Source organism: Paenibacillus tianjinensis (genome assembly GCF_017086365.1).
GTDB classification, from domain to species: domain Bacteria; phylum Bacillota; class Bacilli; order Paenibacillales; family Paenibacillaceae; genus Paenibacillus_AQ; species Paenibacillus_AQ tianjinensis.
The window spans coordinates 3,556,807-3,582,148 of the sequence record NZ_CP070969.1 but is presented as its reverse complement, the minus strand read 5'-3'; the positions used below and the strand labels follow the sequence as shown (position 1 = coordinate 3,582,148).

Below are 25,342 nucleotides of genomic sequence, written 5' to 3'. Positions count from 1 at the left end.
TTTACCTTATCAATAGATACGGTGAACCGTACCACAAGTAATTAACTTTAATACTTAAGCTTTTTGGATGCCCCTGTGGTATCATGAACATGCCTATCATCCCGTTACATCTGAGGGGGAAGAAGTTGCTTGTGAACATGGCCAAATACCATAAATATGAGGAAGTATCTGAATTAGATGAGACCAAGTCAGCGCTAAATGGTGAAGCAGCCCGGCTGGCAAGTTTGATTTACACGCATACTTCGCAGGATGGGACCTATGCTTCACCGATCCATGGTCTGTATGTGAACCGATATTCGCAAGTAGAAGCTGCGGATGATGTTCACACCATGTTATCGCCGGTAATCTGCATTGCAGCACAAGGTAAAAAGCGAATTACCGTAGGCAAGGATGCTTATGAGTATAGTGCTTCGCGAATGTATATTGCCCCTGTTGCCTTGCCTGTTACGATGAAAATCATGCAGGCCAGCCCCCAAGTACCGTTCCTCGGGATAGGTTTATACCTCGATCCGCAAAGGATTGCTGCGTTGCTGCCGATGGTATTCCCGAATGGTTTGCCGGAGGTTCGCAATCGCAGTGCGGGCTACGTCATCGAAGCTGATTTGGCCATGATGAACGCCGCAGCAAGATTGATGGTTTGTCTGTCCTCTCCCGATGATGCTCAAATGCTGGCTCCGTTGGTGAAGGACGAAATTTATATCCGCCTCCTCCGTAGCCCAATCGGTGTTTATGTTGCCGAGACCGTTCTGGCGGAATCGGGTATGCAGCAGGTAGCTAAAGCGATTGATTGGCTGCAAAATAACTTTTCCCAGCCGTGGAAGGTAGCGGATTTGGCGGAGTTGGTCCATATGAGCGAATCGTCGTTTCGCGAGTATTTCAGATCGGCTACTGCGATGAGCCCTCTGCAATATCAAAAGGTGCTGCGCCTGCAAGAGGCGAGGCGTCTAATGTTATCCAGCTCCATTGACGCAACTACAGCGAGCCGGCTTGTGGGCTATTTGAGCGATTCCCAATTTAGCCGCGATTACAGCCGATTTTTTGGGTGCCCTCCAACTAGAGATATCACAAGGTGGCGTCAGGAACAGCAACAGTTGAAGTGAAGCGCACACGTAAACGGCTTTTCAATTTCCGCGGGCATAGCGCCTAGCGGATTTTTCCTTTTTTAAGCGGCGGAATCTGTTGAATCAGGCAAAAACTCCGACGAAAAAGGCAAAGACCGCAGTAGTCAATCCCCTATACTAAGAATAAACATACCGATAGGAAAGGGGATTTCTGAAAATGCGTGTATTGGTTACAGGGGCGACAGGCTTCATCGGAGGGGCGGTCGTTCGCGAACTGCTGGATGCCGGTCACCAAGTGATTGGTCTTGCCCGTTCTGAAAAAGCCGGCAAACGGCTTATAACATTGGGTGCCCAGGTTCAAATCGGTTCGATTGAGGATTTAGCTGGTTTGCGCAAAGGGGCTGCTGTAGTAGACGGGGTCATTCATTTGGCCTTCTTCCACAAGTTCTCGCATGCGGGCCTTCCAACCCGGCTTAGGGTTTTATTCGGCGGGAATCCTCGTCATGTGGGGATGCGATTTATGCAGGCTGCAATTGAGACCGACAGGCGAGCCATCGAGACACTTGGCACCGCCTTACCCGCCGGTGACCAGGCGCTTGTCGTCGCGCTTCCTACGATGACGCTTACTCCCGGCCGTCTCGGAACGGAGGACAGCGCTGGGGATCCTCAATCCCCAGGTGGATTACGCGTCATTTCTGAACATACTACCTTAGACTTGGCGAATCGGGGGGTACGTTCCTCGATTGTACGCCTCCCACCGATCGTACACGGTGAAGGCGATAAGACAGGCTTGTTCCCTAATCTGGTGAACATCGCTCGCAAGAAGGGGTTCTCCGCCTATACAGGCTCCGGAACCAACCGTTGGCCATCCGTGCATCTGCTGGATGCGGCACGTCTTTTTAGACTCGCTTTAGAACAAGCTCCGGCAGGGTCCCGGTTTCATGCGGTGAGCGAAGAGGGCATTCCGTTTCAAGAGATCGCCACGGCTTTGGGCCTCCATCTGAACTTGCCGGCCCAAGGCATTGGAGTTGAAGAAGCAGGTAAACATTTCGGATGGCTTGCACCCTTCACGACAACAGATAATCCGGCGTCCAGTGCGTTGACGCAGGAGCGTTTGGGATGGAATCCAGTACATCCTACCCTTTTAGATGATATTCGGAAGGGGTATTATTTCTAACTGTAAATCAAAAATGAATGGTTCGTGGAAGGGGCGATTTCGTTGTTGATTTCAAGCGGTGAATTTGTGTGTCAACAGCTTCACGGTGCATCAACAGAGGAGGATCATTCATATGGGAAATAAGATGATTCGGGCACTCGTTCTCATTCTCGCATTTTCAATTGCCGGATACGCATTTGTTCAGTATGGCGTGCTTAAAGCTAGTGATGCAGGACTTGTCTCTTTTAAATTGCAAAAGCCGAATTTTGAACTCAAACCATGGATATATATACTATACATCCATATTTTTACCGCTATATTTGCCTTGATCATAGGACCCTTTCAACTATTTATGAAGCCAACAAATGCTAGGAAACGTTGGCATCGCCTATTGGGGTATGGATATGTTCTTTCGATTACAGTTAGTGGGATCGTGAGTGTGTATTTATCCCTTTTTGCGACAGGAGGTTGGATTGCCGGGCTTGGGTTCATGTCGCTCGATGTGTTGTGGGTTGCGACGACGCTTACTGCCACGAGAAAAATTATGGCCAAAGACATCCAAGCTCATAAAGCATGGATGCTTCGCAGTTATGCCCTTACTTTTGCAGCTGTCACGCTTCGAATCTGGTTAGCGCCACTGGCTCTTTTGTTTGGCGATTTCGAGGCGGGGTTTCGGGTTGTCGCTTGGGTTTGTTGGATTCCTAATCTGCTCGTCATAGAAGCCGTGATTTTCAGAAAGAGGTTGCGGCAGCGGCAATAATTCACAACTGCCACGCCAAAACGACCCGTAAAACCGCGCATCCATGGCGCGGTTTTATTTTGCGTACAGTGGAATGTGGTTTGTGCCGCGTCTCTAATGACGCAGGTTTTTACGATGAAAAGCGAGTATGGAAGGAAAATCGTCTCGACTGAACGAGAGGAAAGGGAGAGGAGTGCTCAAACGGAGGATACGGAAGTGGACTTAGAAGGAAGTATGGCTAGCGACCAAACCTATACGATAGGGCACGTCTTGCGGATCTGCGGACTTTCCATCCAAACGCTGAATAAACTATGTTAAAACTTCATATTCAAGCGATAGAAGATCAGTTAAAATCTATAGAGAGTTTTTATTACAGGATGCTTTATTAGCGTCCTCTTTATTTTCACTGTTAGAGTATTACGGAGAACGTATCACAAGTAACTACATATTTATTATTATTTATGGGTCATCAGGAGGAGACAATGACTGAATTATTAGCTCCAGCAGGAAGTATGGAAGCTTTAAAAGCTGCCATTTCGAATGGTTGTGATGCAGTATACTTAGGAATGCAAAAATTTGGTGCACGTGCATACTCATCTAATTTTGATTTAGAGTCGTTACAAGAGGCTGTTACGTATGCGCACCTGAGGGACGTTAAAATCTATGTTGCAATGAATACCATCGTTTTCGAGAACGAAGTGGAAGAGATGAAAGAGCAGATCCGCCAATTAAATGAAATCGGTGTGGATGGTATTATTGTCCAGGACCTGGCTGCTTTCGATTATATCGTTGAAAACTTTGTTGATATGGAAGCACATTGTTCAACGCAAATGGGAATCGACGATGTAGACGGAACTTTATTATTTAAAGAGCTTGGTGCTAAAAGAGTGGTTCTGTCCCGTGAGGTTGAAATGGCAAATGTAAAAGAGATCAAAAGAATAGCGGAAATCCCTTTAGAAATTTTCGTTCACGGTGCTTTATGTGTATCTTACTCGGGAAACTGTCTAATGTCAGGATTAATGGGCAATCGAAGCGCAAACCGCGGAAGATGTGTGGGGTCATGCCGTAAGGAGTATGAACTCGTGGATAAGACAACAGGTACCTCTTTAGGGAAATACCATATTCTATCTACCAAGGACTTAAACACAATCGACTACATCGAGGATTTAAAAGAAATCGATTCTTTAAAAATCGAAGGCCGAATGAAAGATCCTACATATGTGGCTAATGTTGTATCCAAATATCGTATGGCCTTGGAGCATAAAATAACCGAAGAAGATAAAGAAAATCTAAAAAAAACCTTCAATCGAACATTTACGAAAGGATATTTATTTCGAGAGGATAAGAGAAATATTACAAACATTGTAAGACCGAATAACTTTGGTTATGAAATTGGAACCATTAGCAAGGTTATTAAAGACATGTATGAAATAACACTTACACGTCCTCTAAATCAAAACGATAACATCCGTATAAGTCACAACAAGGAAGATGTTAATTTAACGGTTGCAAAACTGTACGATAAAGATGGCGAATTAATCAACAAAGCAGATCGTGTCTGCTACATCAAAATCAAAGAAAAGTTGTCTACAGGAGATTTAGTATATAAAACGAAGGATTATTTCTATACCAAAGAATTAGAAGCATCACTGGAAAAAGAATTTAAGCGGTTTAACCTAGATATTAGAGTATATGCAAGTCCGGGTTCAAAGCTTTTCATAGATGCGGAGGGCTTAGGCTTTCATTATTTTTATGAGAGTGAAGAAATACTCGGTGAAGCCATTAATAATCCAACAACAAAAGAGCAGGTAATCAAGCAATTTTCCAGATTAAATGATACGATATTCGAGCTTAATCAGGGTCTGTCAATAATTTTGTGTAAACTCTTTTAAGCACAGATTCCCCCGAGGGGGAAGTCGCGAATCTAACGCAAGTGTTGACCGACCCTGTCTGGGAAAAAGACCGAAAGCTGGAGCAGCATTTGGCCCCAGTTTTGGACACGGCCTGTCCATTTGCGAGTGACGTCCACGGTGGCGAGATATAGCATTTTAAGCAGGGCCTCATCCGTGGGGAAAATACTTTTTCCCTTTGTCACTTTACGAAGTTGGCGGTGGTAGCTTTCAATCATATTGGTCGTGTAGATCAGTTTGCGGATCTCAGGCGGGTACTTAAAAAAGGTCGCGAGTTCGTCCCAATTTGTCCGCCAAGAACGGATAATGAGTGGGTATTTTGCTCCCCATACCTCCTCAAAACGGTCGAGCTCAAGCAAGGCACTTTCCTCGGTAGCTGCCTTGTAAATCGGCTTTAAGTCGGCGGTTACCTTCTTAATATCCTTGTACGATACGTACCGTGTGGAGCTGCGTATTTGGTGAATAATGCACTTCTGGATCTCCGTTTGGGGATAGCAGGCAGCAATCGCTTGAGAGAACCCGGAGAGGTTATCCACGCAGATAATGAGAATGTCCTGAACCCCGCGATTCTTCAGTTCATTCAGCACACTCAGCCAGAACTTGGAGGACTCATTCTCCCCAATCCACATACCCAGCACGTCTTTGTTTCCGTCCAGATCAATGCCAATGACCATGTAGGCGGCCTTGTTGATAATGGCCCCGTCCTGCTTCACTTTGAAGTGGATCGCATCCAGATAGACAACGGCGTAAACGCCTTGCAGAGGCCGATTCTGCCACTCTTTAATGAGAGGTACGATCTTGTTCGTGACATTAGAAATAAGTGTAGGAGAGACCTCAATGCCATACATTTGTCCCAGATGATCCTGGATTTCCCGGGTGCTAATTCCTTTGGCGTATAAGGCGATGATTTGCTCTTCGATGCCGGTTACATTGGATTGATGCTTCTTGACGACCAAGGGCTCAAACTCACCCAGCCGGTCCCGAGGAATGGTGATTTCCTGTTCGCCGTACTCACTGACTACCGTTTTACGGCTCTTCCCATTCCGACTGTTTGGAGTGAGCTTTGCCTTCACCTCATGTTTTCCATAGCCCAAATGGGTATCCATTTCGGCTTCCAGCATCTCCTGAATCGTCTCTGCAAACAGGTCTTTCAAGGCATTTTGTGCATCTTGTGCAGTGACAAGATTGTTCTCCTTAATGAACTCCCGAAGTTGCTGTTTTGACCAAAGTCCCATGTGTTCTCCCCAACCTTTCTCTTACTTTCATTTTAATGGGTTTGAGAGTTTACACAATATATTTTACAGACTCCTTAATCATGTGGATTACGAGGAATGCAATGCGTTTATTCCAGCTAAACTGTTAAATGCAGCTAGAAGAGATATTGTCCTGGGCTTGTATGACTTAAAGCTTAACAGCCAAGAGAATAGAACCAAGGCTGTGGACGTAAAAGAAAAAATAAGCTTTGCCCCTGTAAAACCGTACCTTACGGCCTCTGTAACAACGAAGGAACAGTATGACGCTTGCGTGAGCAGTGGAATTAAGGAAATCTATTTTGAAAACGTGGTTAGAAGAAATCAGAATCATTATAAGGACAAAGAAGGGCAGCTGCTAATCGGAGGATATGGCGGGATTTATCACTACAGAGCAACGAATCCGTTTGTTACGGACTATTCTCTGAATGTTGTTAATGCTGCTAGCTGCTATGAATTATATAAATTAGGTGCAAAACGCGTCACTTTATCTTATGAATTGAATAAGAGCCAAATGGATGATTTAATGAATGCCTATTATAATGATAATGACGGCTATCCCTCACTGGAAATGATTGTATATGGTAAGGCTCCTTTGATGTTTACCAAATATTGTCCAATGAAAAAAATCGACCAATGCAGAATTTGCAAAACGAAGAGCTATGAGTTAAAAGATGAGCACGGAACGTTCCCAATCATATCCCATAATGATTGTACAACGACGCTCCTTAATGGGAAGACGCTTAATCTTCTGGATGAGCTGCCAAACCTCAAAGGAATCGAGGCGTTCCGATTAAACTTCACCGTTGAATCCAAAGAGCAGGTTGTGAAAATCATTCATATGGCCTCGGACAAATTAAGTGGATCAATGAATCATACTGTCTTTAATCAGGAGACAGACACAAGAGGACATTTTAATAAAGAGATTGTGTAGGTAGCCAAAGGGATGGTTTCTTGCGATATGATGGCAATTTTGCATGTTGGTTAATCGTGGAAATGATATTCGTATTGCTGACCAGTACATCACTGTCTTCCTTGCTAATCGTTCAGCTTAACATAAAAGAACAAGAAAGAGCCGCCCAGTACTGGGCGGCTCTAAAACTTGCCGCTTCAGAAGAGCACCCTAATCGATATGCGCCACAGCCCGAACCTCTACCCACTGTTCCGGAAATGCCAGGTAAGTCACTCCGATCATGCTACCCGCCGGCCGATGCTCTCCGACATACTCTTTGAATAGTCCGATCGCGGTTTCCCCGTGCTCCAGCGCATTCGTCAGATACAGCTCCACGTAAGCCAGGTTATGCTTCGTCGCTCCGAACTGTTGTAACACGGCATCCAAATTTTCCAGCGTCTGCGTCATCTGTGCCCGAATATCGCCTGCTCCGACGAACTTGCCCTCCGCGTTATGGGAGAACTGTCCCGAGATATACAGTGTGTTGTCGACAAGGTACCCCTGCGAAATCCCGTGATCCCAGAGAGTATGGTTGTACGTTTGAATGATCGTCATTGCTTATGCCCCTTTACTTTAAAGTAAGACTAGTATAGACTGGGCGAAAATAAAGGGATAGTACGCACAAAGAAGTGGGCTACTATCCGAAAGGATAGTGTGAACATGGGTATTTCCGATTTGAAGGGCAAGGAAACAGTGATCCAGGACACACCGTTCGGTTATACGATGTCCGTGATCGGCGGGAAGTGGAAGATGGCGATTCTGTATCTGCTGTCCGCCAAGCAGTCGATTCGTTTCAACGAAATGCAGAGACAGCTCGGAGCGGTGACGTACAAAGTTCTGAGCGCGCAGCTTAAGGAATTGGAGGCCGACGGGCTAGTGAAGCGCGTGGAGTATCCGCAGATTCCGCCCAAAGTGGAGTATTCGCTGACACCGAGAGGGCAGACGCTGCTGCCTGTGTTGGAGCAGCTGTGCGAGTGGGGAGCACAGAATCGGTGAGGTTCACAGGACGCGGTTTAACACAATAATGATTCCTGGCTATATTTGAATGCCATTAGCAGAATACAAAAAGGCTCCCATAGCATAACCCTTTTTTTCAAAGTGTCTATTCTATGGAAGCAGTTTATTTAGCTCCTTTTTGTATTATGCAAGAGGTCCCGCTAATTCTGTTTTCAATTGTTCAAACCACTCTAAGTTAATCAAGTGATGGGAACGGGAATTTTCGTTCATGCGGCGGTAGTAATCGATTGTGCCGGGAAGTTCTTGTGTATTGGACAGATATTCATCAAGGAGTGCGATTCGGGTTTTAGTCTGGTCGATTTGCGATTGGATCAGTTCCAGCAATTTGCTTTTGTCGTATTGATCGGCAAAGAGCAGCGCACCATAAAATTGCAGGTTCACATATTCCGATTTGGTGCCGTATTTGACCATTAATTTCTCGAATTCAGCCATTCCCGATCCGGTGATTTTATAGTTCCGAATCTCGCGTCCAAGGGTTGGAGGTTTCTTCTGGATTTGTTCAATCCAACCTTTTTCTTCAAGCTGCTGCAGATTGTAATAAAACGAGCCTTTGGTGAAGTTTACAATGTATTTGTAATGGCGTTTCTCCATTAAAGCCAGTAGTTCATAGCCGTGAGCACCAGGGGTTTGGATGAGCAAGCCAAGGATGAGTAAGGGAATCACGGCTTCATCACCTTTACCATCTGTGCCTCGAATTCTGCGTACGTGATTTTACCCGAAGATAAGTCCAGGCTATGAAGAAAAATCTGTTCTGTTTTCGAATAGTCGAGATCCACTTTCAGCGACTGATCCTCTCCAGGGATTGGCTCCATGACATTACACTTTTTCGAAAAAGCCTCGAAATAGCGGTAGCCGAATTTACGTTGTGAAACCGCGTCTAAATGAATGCCATCAGGATTCGCCGTCAAATCTACGGCTGTTACAAAATAACAATTAGGCTGTTCGTTAGCGAAGTGCTGCAATTGTTCATTGACCTGTCGATACTCTGTCGCATGCTGTCCGAAACCGGTCTTCCCAAGGAAATCACCAAGTCCGCCGATGATCAACGGTACCTCATCAAGATCCAATTCGTCTCTCAGGCCCTTGATGATAAAGTTTAGTTTCTCGTAATAAGATTCATGCAGCGAACGATAACTGTCGCTCTCACCTTGATGCCACAGGATTCCGCAGATCTGACTGGACCGCAGGGCGAAGCGGGCTTCAGATAAAGCATGCTGATAAAGAATGCCTTCCGGATGCCAATCATTCAAGGAACTGCCGCCTTCCGCACAAGGAATCAAACCGATTTCTTCGTCGGGATTGGCTTTCGACCAGGCATCTGCAAAAGAGGCCGCCAGGCTTACGCCGGAAACCGGACGGTCGTAATTAATCGGTTCTGTCATCATCTGCCACTGTCCATTGCGCAGCATTTTTATTTTTTCATTAAAAATAGGATCGACATCATGCAAGAATCCACGGCCTGCCATATTAGACTGCCCCAACATTAAGAATGACTTTATCATTTAATCTTCACTCCTGTATATTACCATTATGGTCTAATTAGACTAAAACGTATTATATAGTCTAATTAGACTATAGTCAATTCACTCAAAAAAGGACAAGAAGAACCAATGCAGTCATTGAGGCAGTTAAAAGCTTAATTTATTTAAGGGTATACAATAATTAACTAACATCAAAGAAGGGCCATCCCACATGGGATGGCCTTTAACCATACTGTTCTTAGAGGTGTGGAAGTGTGGACTGATTTTTATCATTATGCTGAAACATTACTGAAGTGCCCTGCGTTTAAAATGGTGTAAGGCGTGCCACGGAAGACTAAAAGAATGCGGCAGTGCCATTATTAAAGACAAGGGAGTGCAAAATGGTGAAATTATCAAAATGGCCGGGTATGCTCTTGCTGATTGCAGCTTTGATGATTACTGGTTGTTCCAGTAAAATAGATTCCGGGCCGGTGAATACGTCTACAGACCCCAAGGCAATCAAGCCTTTAAACAAAGAGGAAGCCATCACGCTAATCTCACAAGCGATCGGGATGAGCAACAAGCTGTTCGCGAAGAAGCCGATGCTAACTACAGAAGAAATTTATGAGCACTTTGACCCGCTGTTCACCCGCAATTATGTGGATCAGATCGAGCTAAAGGGTGGCAACCTCAAGGAAACAGACGGAACGTGGGCGTATGCTTACGAGGGTGGTGAGCTGTTGGAGGGGACGTTCATCAACAGTCTTACCGAAGACAGTGTGAGCATCGAAAATACAAAGGACGGTAAGACGATCACAGTAACTAATGTGGTCGGTGATGGCCTGTATGCCCCGCACAATGAAATCATCACTTTGGTTTACACGAATGCGGGCTGGAAAATTGATAATCTGGTATGGGAAAAAGTGAAATAACGCGTAAAACCGTCAGGGTGCATGAAAGTGTCAACCTTGACGGTTTTCTTTGTTGGAATTATGATTCCGATTTAAAAGATAGGGTATGTTGGAAACTTGTGATTCATATCATTTCCTAATCCATCCAGTTCACCTAATCTCTTGGGTAAGAAACTACATTTATCCTAGGAGGTAAGTGGAATTGGAGAGAATCCGTGTAATCGATATTCCACCGTTAAAAGTTGTTAATTCGGGAAACCTATCGGCTATGGAGGATTTCGAAGCGTTCGACCAATGGTGGTCATCCATCAATGTCAAGCATTACATAACACCCCGTGACTTTATGTGGTATAACGTCAAGCAACAGTATATGGAATGGTTTTTTGCGCTGCCGGAAGGACATGAGGATACAGGTGGATACGAGGTTATTGATTTTCCTGGGGGATTGTATGCGGTTTCTGCTTCAAAGGACGCAGAGGAAGAAGCAATTGAGGAAACGAAAGCGTCTATTCGTTCATGGGTAGAGGCAAGCGGTTGCTTCGAACTATCAACAAGCGAGAATGATCCAGCAGAGCGATACGTTATGACTCATGTCACTACACCCAAGATATTCAAAGAGAGAATGGGCTATCATCTATCAGATATATTCGTACCGATTATTGCTAAGTAAGCCTCGGAAATACGAACCGTATCACAAGTAGGACAATATTCATGCTTATAACAAGGAACCTCTTCGATAAAGTCGGAGAGGTTCCTTCTTAAATTGAAAAGCCGGTTGGTTATCTGATATATACTCTGCTAAGTGATGTTGACGTCCGCTCCAGTCCATTTGCAAGGCTTATTACGTAGGATTACCTTGCGCTGCATTCGATACAGTCTCCCAGGCTTCCCAGGTAGCTAGACGGTCAGCATAGATGCCGCATGCCATAGGCAAGACTTCCGAACCGAGCGCAAATCGTAGTGGGGGTTCTGCTGCGTCCACGATCTTGAGCACGGCATCTGCAGTCGCTTGAGGATTGCCGCGTTTTTCGTTTGATAGACGCGTGAACACCTGCTTCCGCACATCGGCATAGACGTCCATTTCCGGTACTCGCTTACCTGAAGCGCCAAACTCGGTCGCATAGGCACCGGGTTCGAGCAGCGTCACCTTAATCCCAAAGTCCTTGACCTCTTGCACCAGGCTTTCGTGGAGTCCTTCGACCGCCCATTTGGAGGAGCAATAGAAGCCTATGAGCGGCCTTGCCTCGATCCCAAGGGAGCTTGAAACGCTGAGCAAATGCCCGCTGCCCTGCTTCCTCAGCAATGGCAAAGCGGCTTGGATGACTCGAAGATAACCAAAGTAGTTTGCGTCAAACAGAGCGCGAACATCGGCTTCGCTTGCCTCCTCGACCATACCGATCAAGGTATAACCGGCATTATTGAGGACAACGTCCAGCTTGCCGAAATGGGAATAAGCCTGCTGAACAACCTGGCGAACCTGCTCAGCATCCGTTACGTCGAGTGCCAAGGGAAGAACGAGATCTCCGAAGCGTTCCTTCAGATCAGAAACGTCTTCCAATTTGCGGGCGGTAGCCGCAACCTCATCTCCACGAGCGAGCGCAGCTTCTGCCCATATGCGTCCTAAACCGCGAGAGGCTCCCGTGATGAACCAGGCTTTTTTGTCCATGGTATACTCCTCCTTTAAATTCCCTGTTCTGTGTGGGATACTTAAATTAAAGCAGCACAATACGGAACTGTCAAGTTTCGGAACTATTAAGTATCAAAAAAGGGAGTTAAATTTTATGAATAAGATTAATAATGAAGAGTCGGTCAGATCCAAATTAGCTAACAAAGTAACGGAAAAACCGGCGAAAACATTAGGCCGTAAACGAGATCATACGCGGGATGCTAAAATCCTGGAAGCGACAATCGACATCCTCGCCGATGCCGGTTTTGATGGAATGACCATGGATATGGTCACAGCTAGAGCGAAGGCCGGAAAGGCAACGGTGTATCGCCGCTGGTCCTCCAAGGCAGAGCTAGTCCGGGATGCCTTGACCTGGATGAATCGAAATCATCTTGAGCTTGAGCTCTTGCCCGATACGGGAACTTTGCAGAGTGATCTGCTTGCGCTATTGAAGCCGCAATCGCTCGAAGAAGGTGAACGCAAACTTCGAGTACTCGCAGGCCTGGGCTCCTTTTTTTCGCAGAATCCGGAATCAATTAACGGAGAAATTTTCGAACCGTGGGCTGTAGTGAATCGTGAGCTCATGCACCGGGCCGTCTGCCGCGGTGAAATCTCCACCCGCGCGGACATTGAAATGGCTTGCCAGGTTATTACTTCAATGGCTTCTTATCGCGGACTCGTACAGCGCAAAACATTCGACAAGCATTTCTATACTTCACTAATTGACGGCGTTCTACTGCCTGCCCTCAAAAATCCGTTAACATCTCCAAATGAGAGGGAATAAGGAAGGCTGTCTTTTGCTGTGGAAGGAACATCCTCCACGAATGGGTCATGAGGGAACGGTCGTGATGAAGAGCAGAAAAGCTGCGCGGACGGGGAGAGAGGGCAGTGACAGGTGAGGAGCAAGTTGCCTGTCACAGCCTTTCTTAAGATTGAAGGGCGGCGCAAGCAAGAATGTCCTCGGCCCTGCGGATTCTGCCAATGCGCGGGAAGATGACCTTAATTACGTGTTCATGTTCCTCCTCGCTGAAGCCGGTCATGGCATCTGCCGCAAAAATAACCTGATACCCATGGGCGAAGGCTTCACGCGCAGTGGTATCTACGCCGATTCCAGAAGCAATGCCGCAAAGCACGATCGTCGTGATGCCCCGCCGGCGCAACTGCAGATCCAAATCTGTTCCGTAAAATGCTCCCCATTGGCGCTTTGTAATTAAATGATCGGTGTCAGTGACTCCGATCTCGGGCACAATTTCATCCCATCCAGGCACCAGATTGAAGGTAGGGGGGGCCTGATCCAGCATTGGACGAGGCATATCTTTGAAGTCTTTCGAGGATACGCGAACAAGCCCAACGAATGCTCCTGCCTCACGGAATGCTTGAACCATAGTGGCAGCGCGGGTGACGACTTGCTCTGCCGAGTGAGGGGCATACTCGGTTCCAAGCCATTTTTGCAAGTCGATTACGATTAATGCCGTCTTAGGGAAATGAAACAAAAGTTCTTCCAAGATCAATCACACTCCAACTAAGAAATCGAGTCTGTCCTCAGCGTGACCTAAAGTTTAATATTTTGAATAATGGGTCAATTGACTCTATGTTCATAATTTTGTACTATGAGTTTAATGTTGTCAAGTGGGGGATACGTGAGGATGAGTGTAACCAAACAGGATATTATTCGTTCGGCTTCTAGGATGTTTAAAGAAAAAGGTTTTTTGGCGACCTCCATTCAGGAAATTGCTCAGGATTGTTCCATTGCAAAGGGCTCGGTGTACAAATATTTTCCGTCCAAAGAGGACTTAATGTGCGCGGTTTTCGACGAGTGCCAGACGGTTTATTTTGAGCGGGCGGAGCACCTGAAACAAACCGGGACGGGCACTCCCAAGGAGCAGCTCGTCAATCAAATTGTATTTCGCTTTCAGTATTTTATTGAATACAGTCACATTATGGTTGATTTCATAGAGCTTCCTATTACGCAGTACGCAACGTTCCGTTCACTAAGGAATCATGTTCGCGCCCGTATGATGGAGTGGCATAGATACTGGCTGCTTGAAGTATATGGTGAGAGAATCGAATCGTTTCTCTGGGATCTGATTTTTATATACCGCGCGATCCTGAAGGACTATCTGCAGCGCATCATCTTCGAGGTGAAGCAGCTGTCGATAGAGGATACAGCTTGGTTCATCGTCGATAAAATGGATGCGCTAGTCGAACATATGTCTAGGTCAGGTTCGAAGGGGCTACTTGGACAAATCGCTTTCACAAAGTTTATTCATGCAGATTCAAAGGACTGGAATAACGAAAAAGAAAGAATAATCGGAGAATTGTTCGGCAGAGTGACCGCGCTGCTTGAGGCTTGGCCCAGCGGGCTCGCCCGGCGGAGGGAGCTGCAAGAGATTGTTCAATTGCTGGGGACGGAGATCTCTCAGACTCAGCCCAAGAGATCGCTCATTCAGGCGCTTTGCGCCTACTTGGAACAAGAACAGGAGCTGAGAAGTCCGGTCATTCAATTAAAGCAACTTGTCCTGGAAGAGTGAGAAAGCCTTGTGTTATATCCGTTTTACATTAGAAATCAGATTCGTGGGGAAGTTCCAAAAATTCTAAAACGCTACTGACATAACGTTGTCAGTAGCGTTTTTATATCATTGGACATGTAAATGTAAAGGAGATAAATAACCAAATCTATTATTATCAGGAAGGATGAACTCTTGTGAATTTTGCTTCTGTACGTATCATTACTGACGATGTGGATCGTCTCGTTGCGTTCTATGAGAAAATATTAGGGGTTTCCGCGGAGCGGCCTGCGCCTGTATTTGCCGAATTCGTTGTGCCATCATGCTCCCTTGCCATCGGCCACACCCAGACAGCGCAGCTATTCGGGGCCGATTCCGTGGTGGGGGCCAATAATCGTACAGTCATTATTGAGTTCCTCGTCGACGATGTGGAAGCCGAATATGTGCGCTTGAAGCCTTTTGTCGAACATTGGGTAAAGGAACCGACCACGATGCCATGGGGGAACCGTTCGATGTTGTTCCGCGATCCCGATGGAAACCTTGTTAACCTCTTCGAGCCGGTGACCGAGGATGCGATTAAACGGTTTAAAGGTAGACAATAACGGGCAGTTAAGGAGGACCTTCAAACTCGCCGTTACAGCTTGCGCGCCCGATCCTTCCTCATTCTTCATTAATTTTCAGACCCTAAGGAGAACGGCGCGCAATCATGTGTGGCTCGGACCTGGATCGGACGCTAGTTCGCTGTTATTTGACCGTTATTTATGGGAATTAAACTTCGACTTTTCAAACCGGTTATGCTCCCGCATCGCTCTCATCTGCCTTGCATGTCTTACATCACGGCGGCGTTCTCTCACTTTGAGCTGACTAAGCATAATAATCAGCCCCAAAGTACCGAGAATATAAGATACCATATGATTCACTTCATTCCACATGTTTGTAGCAGTCAGAAGGGATACCGCTCCTATTATGGTTGCAATAATCCGTCCTGTATTCCTATTTTGCGTATCTATTAATTTTTTCTCAAAGGAACTTGATAGCTTTACTCTTAAATTTCCGCTATCCATTTTATCTACTGCCGAAATGAACTTCTTGGTCGTAGGAAGGATTCCTTTTAGAAGATTCTTGCCTTCGTCCACAACGTTGGAAAAGACACTTCCCCGCAGATCGCTGCGCACAACCTCTTCAACATAAGGCTTAACGGTCCCAATCAAATCAAGCTCAGGGTCCAGTCCAGTACAAAGCCCATACACCGTACCTACGGCTTTTCCCAAAAATGTTGTATTTGCAGGTAACTGAAAGGGCTGAGAGTAGAGGAAATCCCGTAACTCTTCTGTATTATCACCTGACGTTACAAAGCTCAAGTCAAACGTATCCCCGTTGATTTGTTCAAATAATAACGTAAGATTTCTTGAGAATACCTCTAAATCCCCATTACGTCTCAAAAATTTCAAACGGGTAAGGGCATCGATGGCGCCGTGAGCATCTTTTAAATACACGGCCATTAGAAGGGCTACCATTTGCGCCTTCATATCATCGGCAATTCGTCCGACCATTCCAAAATCGATTAATGCTATGGTACCGTCAGGCTGCACGAGAACATTTCCCGGGTGCGGATCTGCGTGAAAAAAGCCTTCTAATAGAATTTGTTCTACGAAAATTTCGATCAGTGACGTCGCTAATTTCGTCCGGTCCACACCCCAAGCATCAAGCTGGGCAAAATTGTTGATTTTTACACCTTCCAGAAACTCCATGGTTAAAACCTTTGAAGTTGTATAGGACCACTGAATGGCTGGAACGACAACATCATCCCGATGGATAAACTGCAGCTGAAAATCCTCTGCATTTCGCCCCTCTTTTTGATAATCGAGCTCTTCCAGAACCGTTTCGTGAAACTCATCGTACACAGCATCAAGGTCCATGAAGTCTCTGATCTTGGTCCAGCGTTTTAATAACCGGATAGCGATTTGTATGGATTTCGAATCAATGGCGATAATATCCTCGACCCCGGGACGCATTACTTTTACAGCAACTTCTTCACCTGTCCGTAACGTCGCCCGATGTACCTGTCCTAAGGACGCCGCTGCGATAGGGGCTGTACTAAACTCAGCAAAAATCTCGCTAATGGACGCTCCGAGTTCACTCTCTACCTTTTGCTGTATCTTGGAGAAATCTACGGAATCTACGGAATCCTGCAGCTTAGACAATTCATCAATAATTTCCTTCGGCAAAATATCCACTTGCGCACTCACATGCTGCCCAAGCTTGATAATTAATCCGCCCATATCCATTGCGGTCTTCGTAAAATAGGTGGCAAGTTTTCGGTATAAGGCTTTGGTTTTCGCTTCAAAGCGCCGTCCCGAAAGAAAATGCTTTTGCCTGCCCAGCCACCAGAAATCCCAGGCGAACTTAACAATCATCCGCATGGTTCTTCTGAACCGGAGATTCTTCATCAATGTAAAGAATTCGCTCATCCTTTTTCGTCGGCCTCAGGTTTTTTTTCATCGACCTCGGGTTCATTATCCTCATCTTCAGGAATAGAAGTGTTTTTATCGAAGATCGCTTGGGCCATACTTTCAAACTTTTTCGAGGCACTCATGAAGAAATCCGCAAATTTGTTGAACATTTCTGCTTTGACCAGAATTACGGCTCCCTTACGTTTATTTCCGAAAACGATGAATTTCTCACCCGGCTTGAGTTCAAGTTCTTCCCTTGCTTCTCTAGGAATAACAATTTGTCCTCTCTCACCCATAGAAGTTGTTCCCAGCACTTTGCCATGCCCGAGTCCGTGACTATTTTCTTTTTTTTGATACATCATTAATCTCTCCTTCGATAATCAATCTGCATAAGAGTATGATATTTCATACAAATCATATTTTCAATGATTGTGTTGCCCTTTTTTATTTATGAAACAGCCGAATGAGGGACGAGATTTCTTCCAAGGTTTCTTTCTGACCATTTTTGATCCACATCACCCAAATTTCAAACACACCGGCACTCATAAAATCTATCCAATAGCTTCGTTTCGCGCCTGTCCAGTCCGGAAAGGGAATCATCTCGTCATAGAACTGAGTAATATGGTGCTTGAAGATTTGATACAGCAGCTCTTTGTAATCACTGTCAATCGCTGTTTTAAAATCACTAGAAAGTGCAAGGAAAAAATTCGTTAAATCTGTTATTTTCTGCTCGTGGCTAGTCTGAAAGGCGATTTTATTAAATATATCTGCATATTTAGGTTCGTAATACTCTACCAATACTTGTTCAAGACTTTCGTAATTTCTATAAAAGGCCATCCGGCTGACGCCAGCTTTTTTGACGACTTCTGAAATGGTTAACTTTGATAATTGTTTGGTCTGTAAAAGCTCCAGTAATGCAATAGTAATCCATTCTTTTGTGTCTTTCTTAATGTTTTGGGCGTGCTCCGTTGCTGCCATAACACTTCCTCCATTTTGTCACAGATGTTTGTTGTCCACTTGTTTTAGATTTTGTTCAGTTCTAAAATAGTGTACATCCGTTACAGTTGTAACGTCAATGGAAGGAGCATACATGATGCCGGAAAATAATCATTCCCTGGTGCTTGTGACCGGAGGTTCGGGATTTATCGCTGTTCATATTATTTTGCAATTACTAAAGAAAGAGTATCGTGTGCGGGCAACACTTCGTACCATGAGCAGACAAGATGAAGTGAAAGCCATGTTACGTTCAGTCGGGGTGACTAATTTTGCAGGATTGTCATTCATTGAGGCAGATTTATCCTCTGATATGAACTGGGACGAGGCCGTTAAAGGGGCGGAATATGTCATCCATGTGGCTTCTCCAACACCCAATAAAATTTATAAAGATGAAAATGAAATGATTCAGCCCGCCCGTGAAGGTGTTCTGAGGGTGCTCAGAGCATCGCGTGATGCTGGGGTCAAACGTGTCGTACTAACTTCTGCCTTCGGAGCGGTTGGTGTGGGGCACAAGCATCATCAAGGACCCTATACCGAAAAAGATTGGTCTAATACAGATGCAAACATCCATCCCTATCAAAAATCGAAAACACTCGCAGAAAGAGCTGCTTGGGACTTTATCCGCCAAGAAGGAAATGGATTAGAACTGGCAACTGTCAATCCTGTGGGTGTGATGGGGCCCATTCTAGGCAATGATTATTCCCATTCCAATGAGACTGTCCGTCAAATGATAGAAGGCAAGCTAAAATCTGTCCCTAAAATTTATTCAGATTATGTAGATGTCCGGGATGTTGCGGATTTGCATATTTTGGCCATGGTTCGCCCCGAAGCAAACGGAGAACGTTTCATAGCTTCCAGTGCAGAAAATCTTTCGATGCTGGATATTGCAAAGATGTTGAGGAAGCATTTAGGGGAGGAGGCTAAAAACGTACCCAACAGCGAACTTCCAAACATTGCAGTGCGTATTCTAGCGGTGTTTAATCCGAAATTAAGAATGATTGCATCACTCCTGGGAAATGAGATGTCCACGAGTAATCAAAAAGCCAAACAACTACTGGGATGGGCACCACGTTCGGCAGAAGAAGCCATTATAGCAACGGGTAGCAGTATGGTAAAAATCATTAAAGAGCAGATGATTTCATAGGGATTGACTGGCGTTTATTCTTTCTTGAAGGGACTTTCGCCAGTCTTCGATAGGTCTTTGGTATGGTCGAACAAAGCTTCTGGCTGAGACTATACGACGATTATTGCGGATATGCAGCCTGGAATGTTGTCATTGCGGGGTCGGCTGGGTAATAGAGATGATTAGAACTTTTACGAATTGGCTGGATTTGGCGTGGGAGCCAAGGAAACGGAGGGATCAATCATGTCGGTACATACACTATCAGGTATCAGCCCAGCCCAAGCCATTGCAGCTTACGGCAGCACACAAAGCGATGTCAGTTCCCTGGAGAAGCAGCGAAACCGGCTGATGATGGAGCTGGACAAGGTGAATGCGGCGCAGGGTAGCGAGATGCAGACTCCTTATCGACGGGAGCAGCTGCAGCGGAAAATCCGGCTTCTGGAGGCCCAACTGGTGCAGAAAAGCGGGAGCAGCACCCCGGTCAATTTTGTACCGGCTTCTCCGCTTCAAGACCTTCCCCCGCTCAGGCGAACTGAAGGAAAGGGAGGCCTTGTAGGCATCAGTCTAACCGATCCCCGGACGGCAACGGTGAACTCTGAGGGCCATTTCGACGCGTTAATTTAGACAAGAGAGCGAAGGTGGGGAAAGTGTCCGGTGAAGACCAGACGATTTTCCCACCTTCTTTTTTTGATTAACGGTCGTTGATCCTAGGGCAGCAGAATTCAAAGGTCAGCCAATCTGGTTGTTATAAGCCTTCTAATGTAACGTGGATCTAAGACGGCTGTGACGGTGGACGAGGGGCAAAAACAATCCGTAGCAGATGCGATAGGCTCCTGCTACGGATTGTTTTACTTTTTAGAGCGCTTCGCCTACTTTGTGAACCCGCAGCAGGTTGGTAGTACCGGTGCGCCCTGCAGGGACACCTGCGGTGATGACCACCAGATCGCCGTCTTGCAGGTAACTGGCTAACTTGGCCAGTTCAACGGCTGCTGCTACTGCTGCATCAGTACTGGAAGCAGACTCGCTGCGGAGCAGCGGGGTTACACCCCAGGTCAAGGACAGGGCATACAGTACGCTCTCCTTGGTGGATACGGCGATGACCGGTGCAGCCGGTTTGTGCTTGGCGATGGAGCGGGCGGTAAACCCGCTTTCGGTCATTGCGAGAATGGCCTTGGCGGAGAGCATGTGGGCGGTGCGGGCAACGGCTTCGCCGATAGCACCGGTTACGTCGGTGGCAGCCGCGTCACCATTGCAGCTGCAGCGGCCGTAGTCTCCCAGTACGGACTCGGCGCGGACGGCAATGCGTGCCATGGTCTCAACGGACTCCAGCGGGTACTTGCCTGCGGCGGATTCGCCGGACAGCATGACGGAATCCGTGCCGTCGAAGATGGCGTTGGCGACATCACCCGCTTCCGCGCGGGTCGGACGCGGATTCATCTGCATGGACTCCAGCATATGGGTTGCGGTAATGACCGGTTTACCGGCCAGGTTGGACTTCTTGATCATATCTTTCTGAACCAGCGGGACGTCCTCCACCGGCAGGTCAACACCCAGGTCACCTCGGGCTACCATCAGGCCGTCAGCTACGGTCAGGATGGCATCCAGATTCTCCACGCCCTCGTCATTTTCGATCTTGGCGATCACTTGGATATGGCCGGCGTTGTGCTTACTCAGGATCTGTTTAATCTCGAGAATGTCTTCAGCTTTGCGGACGAAGGATTGGGCGATGATGTCGATATTCTGCTCAATACCGAATTTGATGTGCCGGATGTCCTTCTCAGTTACGCCTGGAAGGCTGGTTTTGATGCCGGGAACGTTGACGCCCTTACGCTGCTTCAGCTTGCCGCCGTTCGTGATGAGGCAGGTGATCTCAGTACCTTCGGCCTTTACGACCTCCAAACGAACCAGACCGTCATCGATCAGGATAATGCTGCCGGGCTTCACATCTTGGGGCAGCTGCTTGTAGGTGACTTGAATGCGGTCCTTGGTGCCGAGCACTTCCTCTGTAGTCAGAACCACATCTTCACCCGGTACCAGGTCCACGTAGTCCGAGGCCATTTTGCCGATGCGGATTTCCGGCCCTTTGATGTCGAGCAGGACGGCAACATATTGGTTCAGCTCCTTGGCTGCCTCCCGGATGCGGCGAATGCGCTCCGCATGCTCATCCAGCTCTCCGTGGGCGAAGTTCAGGCGGGCGACGTTCATACCAGCTCGGATCAGCTTCCGTAGCATTTCAGGGCTTTCGCTGGAGGGACCAATAGTGCAGACAATTTTAGTTTTGCGCATGGCTTTTTCTCTCCCTTATATTTCAAGTTGAAATCTTGTGAAAGTTTTCCCTAACTCATACTATAACGTATAACGATTCATCCGAAAAATAACTTCACGAGAAAGAGAACGAGGAGAAAAGCTAACCATCTTTTCTCTATCATGGTAATACCTTCTTCGACAGAGTTATTTTACTCTTGTTGGCTTAGGAATATCCAAAATCATTTAGCATGCACCACGAAAAGGATTTTTTTCGCTGGGGTATATCTTTTACGGAATAGCAAAATCCTTGAAGGATTTTCCAATGATTTATGGAAAGATAGGAGTACCTGAAATTGATGTACAAAGCCATTGTAAGTGGGGGGAGTAGCGGGCATGCAGATAGGGTGTTCTAGCTTCGGTTATCCTGTCCGGTTCCACGGCCATTTCGTTTTCTATGCGGGCGGATCATCTGTCGGGGAAGTCAAATTCGGAAAAGAGGTATAGCTGATGTCGAAGTTTAGGTTAGGCAGTACCCAATTAACAGGAGCGGATGGCGTTCGTGCCATCGCCTGCTTGTCAGTCATCCTGCATCATGTGTCACAACGTCTGGCGATGCCCGCTCAAAAACATTGGCTCCAAGAAGCGCAGTCGGTTGTCCTGCTTGGGAACAGCGGGGTCAGCCTGTTTTTCGTGTTAAGCGGATTTTTGTTGTCGTTCCCCTTTTGGAACGCGTATTTGGATAATGAGGTGTATCCTAGTATCCGAAAATATGCAGTCCGCCGCGCTGCAAGAATTATGCCCGGCTTTTATGTTTCGTTTTTGGTTTGTCTTTTGCTTGTATGGAGGCTGGACATTCCTACGGAGTTCTTGTGGCGGCGGATTTTAACGGGTTTTACATTTACGTCGGGCTTCCACTATACCACTTTTTTTCCGTCTGACCTGAATGGGCCATTCTGGTCGATTAGCTTCGAGGTATTCTGTTACATGCTTATGCCTTTATTTATGGCTTTGTTGTTTATGCTCAGCAAGCGTCGTTCCTTCGGAAAGGCGATATTGTTCTGGGTCGCCGCCTTTGGAGTGACGCTGGCCGCCAACTCATTTGTACACCGTTGGTTTACGCCTGGCGGGAATGGGAGGGGGTGGGATTATGGCCAGCTCGGCGGTGCGAAATACTGGATGCCAAATTACAATCCTATCGGTTTCTTCGGGCACTTTACCATCGGAATTCTTGCTGCGGGCGTAACAGTCGCGATTCTGCAGCGCGGCTCTGCAATTGAGCGACTTCGCAAGCACGGGCTGTTTGACGTAGTCGGCGCAGCCGCCTTAGTGCTTGCAGGCTTGCTAATCTGGCGTATGCGCCATCAGGGCGAATTTGACTTCAGCCTCCAGCATCAACCATACTACTTTCCCGCTTATGCCATTTTGTTCGGGGTCGTGCTATTGTCAGCACCGTTCAGCTTGATCCTAGGGCGCCTACTGGATAACCGCTTTTTCCGATATACTGCGAAAGTTTCGTTCGGCCTGTATATCTGGCATTATTTGTTCATTACGCTAATCGAAAAGTACGGTATTAAGGATTATCGCTATTTCGGGATCGCTGATGTGTGGCGATGGCTGGGCATCAGTATATCCGTTGTTGCAATCTCGTATGCGGCGGCGACGATCTCTTATTATGTCATAGAGCAGCCGTTCATCAACTGGTCGAAGGGCAAACCGTTCTTTCGGCGTAAGCGGAAGGATACACACTTGGTTGAAGCTACATAAGTTATTTCTTCTCAAAAGAGGAGTTAGCAGCTCAAGAAAATTTACATTTCCATGGAATCCGCCCAAGCGCCTACTCCGCGAATACATATGATGATTATGCCTACTCAATGAAAGGAGCGATCACATATGGGATTTTTTCCAACACCGGGACCCGGCGGAGGATTTCCGGGATTTCCGGGCGGACCAGGTGGACCCGGAGGACCAGGAGGACCGGGAGGGCCAGGCGGATTTCCCGGAACTCCGGGAGGTGCACCGGGGGGCGTTCAAGCGCCGACGGCTCCGCCGCCGCAATTCGTACCGCAAATGTCAGTCACCACATATGCCGTTGACCCCGGCGGTATCAGACCCTGCCTGTTCCGCAACACCTATATTTGGCTGAACAACGGCGAGCAATTCTGGTTCTTCCCGGTATTTGTCGGGCGCAATTCTGTTGCAGGGTTCAGATGGTTTGGGTTTTTCTGGGGTTACTTTGGCATTGATTTGAACCGGATCCGCTCGTTCACCTGCTTCTAGGGCAGCGTAAGAGAACAGCCAGCAGGCTGTTCTTTTTGTTATGCACAGAAAAGCATTAAATGTCCTCGAGAATCCACTGGCGCAGTTCTTTCTCAAAGGTTTGGGGTTCCTCAAACATCGGATTATGACCACTATGCTCAAAAATAACTTTTTTCACGTGCGCATAGGTTGCATCTACGGAACTCCAAAGTGAAACAGGGCCTACCGAATAATCATACCTGCCTAACCCGACAAATACGGGTTTGTTGAAGCTGGCGAGTGATTGGATTAGATCCAATTCTCCGAAGGCTTCCCCCCACAGATGATCGATAATTGGCATATTCGTGTATACATCCTTCCACAGATAGGCTGCGTCAAATTTATAGTCATAAAAGCTCTGGGCTCCCATCCGGATACACATGTGCACGAATCGCCGTTCAGGATCGTTCTGAATGTCACTTTCTAACAGAGAAATGTCCATCTCAAACTGCCTTTTTCTCTCAGGACTTGCCGTTTCATTAAAAAAGTCAAAACTTTGATGTTGTCTTTCCTTGCTGTTTGTTGGTGCCGAATTTAATAAGACCACTTTATGGACATGGGAGGGATACTTCTTGGCATATTCCAAGGCCATGAACGCATGTCCTGAGTGCCCTAGCAGGATAAAATGGGTTAAGTTAAGCGCCTGTCTTGCTGTCTCTATATCATCTAATACTTTGTCCAATCTATAATCTTCGGGTTGCAGCATACGGGGCGGCTTCACAAATCCTCTATGATCAAGAAAAATAAACTGGAAGGTATTATATAAATTTTCCGGGAATAGTTGAGGATAATAAACACTGCTGCCTATCACCAAAACCGGCTTTCCAATTCCTTTAACACAATAATTCAGTTCAAATCCATCGCTTTTAATCGTATGGGTTGTATTCATTATCATCGTCCTCATTTCTTTTTTGTTTTACACATCACTCCTTCCCTTCACAGATTCCATTACATTCTCCATGGAACGTTCTAACATTCCGATCACCTCAAATATTGTGGCTTGTTATAAATGTTATGGTAGCATAATTTTCGGTGCGGTTCATGCATCTTATGAACGGGGAAAACGATATTTTATGTGAGGATTATCGCCGGGAAACGGCTGGGATGTTGTCATGGCGGGCATAGCCGGGTAATAGGGATTAATAGAAGTCATGGAAATGGAGGGGAGATTATGATATCACAAGCATTATCCGGAATCAGCTCGGTGCAGGCCATTGCCGCCTATGGCGGTACTCAGAGTGATGTCAGTTCCCTGGAGAAGCAACGCGACCGGCTGATGATGGAGCTGGACAAGGTGAATGCGGCGCAGAGCGATGAGGTACAGACAATTAACCGCCGGGAGCAGCTTCAGCGGCAAATCCGGCTGTTAGAGGCCCAGCTCACGAGAAAAATTGGGAGCAGCACATCAGTTGATGTGGTATCCGCTTCCCTGCAGGATCAGCCCCCAATCTGGAAGACTTTAGGTAAGGGGGGCTTTAAGGGCATCGGTCTATCCGATCCCCGGACGGCTACAGTGGACTCGGAGGGCCATTTCAACGCACTGATTTAACTTCATCCATAAAAAGGGCCATTGCTTCAGATAGCAATAGCCCTTTTTGT

Annotated in this window: 27 protein-coding genes; 16 read left to right on the top strand and 11 right to left on the bottom strand. The window is 46.6% G+C overall.

Features of this window, described 5'->3' with window-relative positions:
* Positions 1-131: 131 nt before the first annotated feature.
* From JRJ22_RS16160 to JRJ22_RS16145, 4 genes are all read left to right on the top strand, one after another.
* Positions 132-1,100, top strand: a complete 969-nt coding sequence (locus JRJ22_RS16160) for an AraC family transcriptional regulator (protein ID WP_232381196.1) — start codon at positions 132-134, stop codon at positions 1,098-1,100.
* 178 nt (positions 1,101-1,278) lie between these two features.
* On the top strand, positions 1,279-2,238 hold the full coding sequence (locus JRJ22_RS16155) for an SDR family oxidoreductase (RefSeq protein ID WP_206100513.1): 960 nt from the start codon (positions 1,279-1,281) through the stop codon (positions 2,236-2,238).
* 112 nt (positions 2,239-2,350) lie between these two features.
* Positions 2,351-2,977, top strand: a complete 627-nt coding sequence (locus tag JRJ22_RS16150) for a DUF2306 domain-containing protein (RefSeq protein WP_206100512.1) — start codon at positions 2,351-2,353, stop codon at positions 2,975-2,977.
* Positions 2,978-3,438: 461 nt separating this feature from the next.
* The gene (locus JRJ22_RS16145; RefSeq protein ID WP_232380862.1) at positions 3,439-4,848 is read left to right on the top strand and encodes a peptidase U32 family protein; all 1,410 of its coding nucleotides are present in this window, start codon (positions 3,439-3,441) and stop codon (positions 4,846-4,848) included.
* 32 nt (positions 4,849-4,880) lie between these two features.
* Here JRJ22_RS16145 and JRJ22_RS16140 read toward each other — a convergent pair whose 3' ends face one another.
* A complete protein-coding gene (locus JRJ22_RS16140) occupies positions 4,881-6,101 on the bottom strand; it encodes an IS256 family transposase (protein ID WP_068722586.1) in 1,221 nt (406 codons plus the stop codon).
* 82 nt (positions 6,102-6,183) lie between these two features.
* On the opposite strand from JRJ22_RS16140, the gene JRJ22_RS16135 reads away from it, so the two are divergent.
* Positions 6,184-7,050 (top strand): U32 family peptidase, encoded by an 867-nt coding sequence (locus JRJ22_RS16135; protein ID WP_232380861.1) that lies wholly within the window; start codon positions 6,184-6,186, stop codon positions 7,048-7,050.
* A 189-nt stretch (positions 7,051-7,239) separates the two neighbouring features.
* Here JRJ22_RS16135 and JRJ22_RS16130 read toward each other — a convergent pair whose 3' ends face one another.
* Positions 7,240-7,623: a RidA family protein gene (locus JRJ22_RS16130; protein WP_206100511.1), complete on the bottom strand. Its 384-nt coding sequence runs from the start codon at positions 7,621-7,623 to the stop codon at positions 7,240-7,242.
* Positions 7,624-7,728: 105 nt separating this feature from the next.
* On the opposite strand from JRJ22_RS16130, the gene JRJ22_RS16125 reads away from it, so the two are divergent.
* The gene (locus JRJ22_RS16125; protein WP_206100510.1) at positions 7,729-8,064 is read left to right on the top strand and encodes a winged helix-turn-helix transcriptional regulator; all 336 of its coding nucleotides are present in this window, start codon (positions 7,729-7,731) and stop codon (positions 8,062-8,064) included.
* 144 nt (positions 8,065-8,208) lie between these two features.
* Here JRJ22_RS16125 and JRJ22_RS16120 read toward each other — a convergent pair whose 3' ends face one another.
* Both JRJ22_RS16120 and JRJ22_RS16115 read right to left on the bottom strand, forming a co-directional pair.
* Positions 8,209-8,748 carry a PadR family transcriptional regulator gene (locus JRJ22_RS16120; protein ID WP_206100509.1) on the bottom strand — a complete coding sequence of 180 codons (540 nt, stop codon included), beginning with the start codon at positions 8,746-8,748 and terminating at the stop codon, positions 8,209-8,211.
* Entirely contained in the window at positions 8,745-9,587 is an 843-nt protein-coding gene (locus JRJ22_RS16115) for a sialate O-acetylesterase (RefSeq protein ID WP_206100508.1), read from the bottom strand. Before JRJ22_RS16115 ends, JRJ22_RS16120 begins: the two co-directional genes overlap by 4 nt.
* A gap of 359 nt (positions 9,588-9,946) precedes the next feature.
* Between JRJ22_RS16115 and JRJ22_RS16110 the strand changes: the two genes are divergently transcribed.
* On the top strand, positions 9,947-10,477 hold the full coding sequence (locus JRJ22_RS16110) for a hypothetical protein (RefSeq protein WP_206100507.1): 531 nt from the start codon (positions 9,947-9,949) through the stop codon (positions 10,475-10,477).
* A 181-nt stretch (positions 10,478-10,658) separates the two neighbouring features.
* The gene (locus JRJ22_RS16105; protein ID WP_206100506.1) at positions 10,659-11,126 is read left to right on the top strand and encodes a GyrI-like domain-containing protein; all 468 of its coding nucleotides are present in this window, start codon (positions 10,659-10,661) and stop codon (positions 11,124-11,126) included.
* A gap of 171 nt (positions 11,127-11,297) precedes the next feature.
* Here JRJ22_RS16105 and JRJ22_RS16100 read toward each other — a convergent pair whose 3' ends face one another.
* Positions 11,298-12,122 carry an SDR family NAD(P)-dependent oxidoreductase gene (locus JRJ22_RS16100; RefSeq protein ID WP_206100505.1) on the bottom strand — a complete coding sequence of 275 codons (825 nt, stop codon included), beginning with the start codon at positions 12,120-12,122 and terminating at the stop codon, positions 11,298-11,300.
* A gap of 115 nt (positions 12,123-12,237) precedes the next feature.
* Between JRJ22_RS16100 and JRJ22_RS16095 the strand changes: the two genes are divergently transcribed.
* On the top strand, positions 12,238-12,906 hold the full coding sequence (locus JRJ22_RS16095) for a TetR/AcrR family transcriptional regulator (protein WP_206100504.1): 669 nt from the start codon (positions 12,238-12,240) through the stop codon (positions 12,904-12,906).
* A 142-nt stretch (positions 12,907-13,048) separates the two neighbouring features.
* Here the strand turns inward: JRJ22_RS16095 and JRJ22_RS16090 are convergent, their stop codons facing one another.
* A complete protein-coding gene (locus JRJ22_RS16090) occupies positions 13,049-13,627 on the bottom strand; it encodes an isochorismatase family protein (protein ID WP_206100503.1) in 579 nt (192 codons plus the stop codon).
* Between the two features lie 141 nt (positions 13,628-13,768).
* Here JRJ22_RS16090 and JRJ22_RS16085 point away from each other — a divergent pair, with 141 nt between their 5' ends.
* Together JRJ22_RS16085 and JRJ22_RS16080 are read left to right on the top strand one after the other, a co-directional pair.
* Entirely contained in the window at positions 13,769-14,653 is an 885-nt protein-coding gene (locus JRJ22_RS16085) for a TetR/AcrR family transcriptional regulator (RefSeq protein WP_206100502.1), read from the top strand.
* 173 nt (positions 14,654-14,826) lie between these two features.
* The gene (locus tag JRJ22_RS16080) at positions 14,827-15,231 is read left to right on the top strand and encodes a VOC family protein (protein WP_206100501.1); all 405 of its coding nucleotides are present in this window, start codon (positions 14,827-14,829) and stop codon (positions 15,229-15,231) included.
* Between the two features lie 153 nt (positions 15,232-15,384).
* On the opposite strand, the gene JRJ22_RS16075 is transcribed toward JRJ22_RS16080, so the two are convergent.
* The 3 genes from JRJ22_RS16075 to JRJ22_RS16065 form a co-directional block, all read right to left on the bottom strand.
* Entirely contained in the window at positions 15,385-17,079 is a 1,695-nt protein-coding gene (locus JRJ22_RS16075) for an ABC1 kinase family protein (protein WP_206100500.1), read from the bottom strand.
* 17 nt (positions 17,080-17,096) lie between these two features.
* Positions 17,097-17,444, bottom strand: a complete 348-nt coding sequence (locus JRJ22_RS16070) for an AbrB/MazE/SpoVT family DNA-binding domain-containing protein (RefSeq protein WP_232380860.1) — start codon at positions 17,442-17,444, stop codon at positions 17,097-17,099.
* A gap of 82 nt (positions 17,445-17,526) precedes the next feature.
* A complete protein-coding gene (locus JRJ22_RS16065; protein ID WP_206100499.1) occupies positions 17,527-18,060 on the bottom strand; it encodes a TetR/AcrR family transcriptional regulator in 534 nt (177 codons plus the stop codon).
* Positions 18,061-18,172: 112 nt separating this feature from the next.
* Here JRJ22_RS16065 and JRJ22_RS16060 point away from each other — a divergent pair, with 112 nt between their 5' ends.
* Both JRJ22_RS16060 and JRJ22_RS16055 read left to right on the top strand, forming a co-directional pair.
* Entirely contained in the window at positions 18,173-19,222 is a 1,050-nt protein-coding gene (locus tag JRJ22_RS16060; RefSeq protein WP_206100498.1) for an SDR family oxidoreductase, read from the top strand.
* Positions 19,223-19,444: 222 nt separating this feature from the next.
* Positions 19,445-19,825: a hypothetical protein gene (locus tag JRJ22_RS16055; protein ID WP_206100497.1), complete on the top strand. Its 381-nt coding sequence runs from the start codon at positions 19,445-19,447 to the stop codon at positions 19,823-19,825.
* A gap of 231 nt (positions 19,826-20,056) precedes the next feature.
* Here the strand turns inward: JRJ22_RS16055 and pyk are convergent, their stop codons facing one another.
* Positions 20,057-21,487, bottom strand: coding sequence for a pyruvate kinase (gene pyk, locus JRJ22_RS16050; protein WP_206100496.1), 1,431 nt, complete (start codon positions 21,485-21,487; stop codon positions 20,057-20,059).
* A gap of 468 nt (positions 21,488-21,955) precedes the next feature.
* On the opposite strand from pyk, the gene JRJ22_RS16045 reads away from it, so the two are divergent.
* Complete coding sequence (locus tag JRJ22_RS16045) at positions 21,956-23,212, top strand: acyltransferase family protein (protein WP_206100495.1); 1,257 nt, start codon at positions 21,956-21,958, stop codon at positions 23,210-23,212.
* A gap of 126 nt (positions 23,213-23,338) precedes the next feature.
* The gene (locus tag JRJ22_RS16040; RefSeq protein WP_206100494.1) at positions 23,339-23,725 is read left to right on the top strand and encodes a collagen-like protein; all 387 of its coding nucleotides are present in this window, start codon (positions 23,339-23,341) and stop codon (positions 23,723-23,725) included.
* 55 nt (positions 23,726-23,780) lie between these two features.
* On the opposite strand, the gene JRJ22_RS16035 is transcribed toward JRJ22_RS16040, so the two are convergent.
* Positions 23,781-24,632 carry an alpha/beta hydrolase gene (locus JRJ22_RS16035; RefSeq protein WP_206100493.1) on the bottom strand — a complete coding sequence of 284 codons (852 nt, stop codon included), beginning with the start codon at positions 24,630-24,632 and terminating at the stop codon, positions 23,781-23,783.
* A gap of 282 nt (positions 24,633-24,914) precedes the next feature.
* Between JRJ22_RS16035 and JRJ22_RS16030 the strand changes: the two genes are divergently transcribed.
* Positions 24,915-25,292, top strand: coding sequence for a hypothetical protein (locus tag JRJ22_RS16030; RefSeq protein ID WP_206100492.1), 378 nt, complete (start codon positions 24,915-24,917; stop codon positions 25,290-25,292).
* Positions 25,293-25,342: the final 50 nt, after the last annotated feature.

Coding starts and splice junctions, on each gene's coding strand:
- JRJ22_RS16070 (WP_232380860.1), bottom strand. CDS start 17,444: ATGATGTATCAAAAAAAAGAAAATAGTCACGGACTCGGGCATGGCAAA.
- JRJ22_RS16060 (WP_206100498.1), top strand. CDS start 18,173: ATGATGCCGGAAAATAATCATTCCCTGGTGCTTGTGACCGGAGGTTCG.
- JRJ22_RS16085 (WP_206100502.1), top strand. CDS start 13,769: ATGAGTGTAACCAAACAGGATATTATTCGTTCGGCTTCTAGGATGTTT.
- JRJ22_RS16095 (WP_206100504.1), top strand. CDS start 12,238: ATGAATAAGATTAATAATGAAGAGTCGGTCAGATCCAAATTAGCTAAC.
- JRJ22_RS16065 (WP_206100499.1), bottom strand. CDS start 18,060: ATGGCAGCAACGGAGCACGCCCAAAACATTAAGAAAGACACAAAAGAA.
- JRJ22_RS16155 (WP_206100513.1), top strand. CDS start 1,279: ATGCGTGTATTGGTTACAGGGGCGACAGGCTTCATCGGAGGGGCGGTC.
- JRJ22_RS16140 (WP_068722586.1), bottom strand. CDS start 6,101: ATGGGACTTTGGTCAAAACAGCAACTTCGGGAGTTCATTAAGGAGAAC.
- JRJ22_RS16055 (WP_206100497.1), top strand. CDS start 19,445: ATGTCGGTACATACACTATCAGGTATCAGCCCAGCCCAAGCCATTGCA.
- JRJ22_RS16130 (WP_206100511.1), bottom strand. CDS start 7,623: ATGACGATCATTCAAACGTACAACCATACTCTCTGGGATCACGGGATT.
- JRJ22_RS16110 (WP_206100507.1), top strand. CDS start 9,947: ATGGTGAAATTATCAAAATGGCCGGGTATGCTCTTGCTGATTGCAGCT.
- JRJ22_RS16075 (WP_206100500.1), bottom strand. CDS start 17,079: ATGAAGAATCTCCGGTTCAGAAGAACCATGCGGATGATTGTTAAGTTC.
- pyk (WP_206100496.1), bottom strand. CDS start 21,487: ATGCGCAAAACTAAAATTGTCTGCACTATTGGTCCCTCCAGCGAAAGC.
- JRJ22_RS16150 (WP_206100512.1), top strand. CDS start 2,351: ATGGGAAATAAGATGATTCGGGCACTCGTTCTCATTCTCGCATTTTCA.
- JRJ22_RS16115 (WP_206100508.1), bottom strand. CDS start 9,587: ATGATAAAGTCATTCTTAATGTTGGGGCAGTCTAATATGGCAGGCCGT.
- JRJ22_RS16040 (WP_206100494.1), top strand. CDS start 23,339: ATGGGATTTTTTCCAACACCGGGACCCGGCGGAGGATTTCCGGGATTT.
- JRJ22_RS16100 (WP_206100505.1), bottom strand. CDS start 12,122: ATGGACAAAAAAGCCTGGTTCATCACGGGAGCCTCTCGCGGTTTAGGA.
- JRJ22_RS16035 (WP_206100493.1), bottom strand. CDS start 24,632: ATGAATACAACCCATACGATTAAAAGCGATGGATTTGAACTGAATTAT.
- JRJ22_RS16125 (WP_206100510.1), top strand. CDS start 7,729: ATGGGTATTTCCGATTTGAAGGGCAAGGAAACAGTGATCCAGGACACA.
- JRJ22_RS16145 (WP_232380862.1), top strand. CDS start 3,439: ATGACTGAATTATTAGCTCCAGCAGGAAGTATGGAAGCTTTAAAAGCT.
- JRJ22_RS16030 (WP_206100492.1), top strand. CDS start 24,915: ATGATATCACAAGCATTATCCGGAATCAGCTCGGTGCAGGCCATTGCC.
- JRJ22_RS16045 (WP_206100495.1), top strand. CDS start 21,956: ATGTCGAAGTTTAGGTTAGGCAGTACCCAATTAACAGGAGCGGATGGC.